General features: G+C 44.6%; 2 protein-coding genes and 1 pseudogene. All 3 read right to left on the bottom strand.

Annotated features, from left to right (window positions below; genetic code table 11):
* Window positions 1-248: pseudogene (locus tag B3180_RS14625) on the bottom strand (catalase-peroxidase); the annotation flags it as partial.
* A 186-nt stretch (window positions 249-434) separates the two neighbouring features.
* Window positions 435-869, bottom strand: coding sequence for a DUF1772 domain-containing protein (locus B3180_RS14620; RefSeq protein WP_278358563.1), 435 nt, complete (start codon window positions 867-869; stop codon window positions 435-437).
* An 82-nt stretch (window positions 870-951) separates the two neighbouring features.
* Window positions 952-1,183 (bottom strand): pirin-like C-terminal cupin domain-containing protein (locus tag B3180_RS14615; RefSeq protein ID WP_286845234.1); only part of this gene is annotated, 232 nt, incomplete at its 5' end.

The following is a 1,183-nucleotide window of genomic DNA, read 5'->3' as shown; positions in this document are numbered from 1 at the left end:
TCAGCCGGCCACCAGTCCTGGCTATCGGTCATGAGATCTTTCAGGTCTTGCTTTAACTCTTCTAAATTGATTTTTTTGAATTCTTCCGCGTAATTAAAGTCGTCATCCATTGGATTCGCTTTGGTGTCGTGCTGGCGCAGAATTTCCAGCTTCAGGGAGTTTGGCCACCAGTGCGTGTTCGTTTTTTTCTCAGATGTCATGCTGCCGTGCATGATTGGGCATTTACCGCCACCGCTTGAACTACTCATTATGCCTTCCTTATCTCTGTGCTTAAATTTGAATAACTGTTATCTATAGTTATAGCAACGCTCAGCCATTTACTCCAAGGCAAGATACCGTTTGCTTTGATAGGTTTTATAGATACAGATTAAATAAGAGGAAGGATCGGTCAGCCTCGCAGTCTTGCTAACCACTATTTGACAGACATCACTAGATTACCCGGAAAGAGCGTACACATATAGAATCGCTGCAACGAGACTTAAACTGCTACGGACCGCATGGAGCCGCCCCCATTTAACCAATAACCGATGAGTCTCTGTCACTGACAGACTTCCTTCCGGCGAAAGCAGTTGCTTATTGGTCGGCATGATAACGATAAAGGTAAAAGGAACGACAGAGAAAATGAGTACTGCTCCAATATACCAGAGCAATGAGTCGCCGCTTAGCGCAACAATTAACCCTGAAATAGCGGCTACCAGTGCCAGCGAAGCTTGCATAACAGCCGCACGGCGGTAACTAGGCTCAAAAACGGTTGCCGCTAGTTCAGTGCCACACTCTAACCGCGCAGGATGTTCGGCAAAATTAATATAAATGGCTGCACCCGCAAATAATGCGCAGGATAGTACTGCGATAATTTCAAAAATATACATTAATAAGACACCTTAATTACTGGCGCATTTATTAACTAACTTACTTTCTAACATGCAGTAGTTCAACAACCCCATGATAACTCTAACTTAACTGTCCAAGTTTCCCTGCGGCATAATCCGCTTCAATCTGTTCAATGTCACTTTCGGTGCTCATGACAAACGGGCCTTTTTGAACAAACTCTTCTTTTACCGGCTCAGCGGAAAATAAAACAAATTTGATATCGGAGGAGGATTGATTTGCCAGTTCAATGGTACTGCCAAGTGATGCTGACTGGTTACCTATCGCTAGTGCCTGTCCGGACGGTAGCGTCACG

The organism is Idiomarina sp. UBA4206 (genome assembly GCF_002383015.1).
Lineage (GTDB): Bacteria > Pseudomonadota > Gammaproteobacteria > Enterobacterales > Alteromonadaceae > Idiomarina > Idiomarina abyssalis.
This window is presented reverse-complemented; position numbering and strand designations above follow the sequence as displayed.

Excerpts from the sequence above, each read along its gene's own strand:
- B3180_RS14620 (WP_278358563.1), bottom strand. The coding sequence starts at position 869 with ATGTATATTTTTGAAATTATCGCAGTACTATCCTGCGCATTATTTGCG.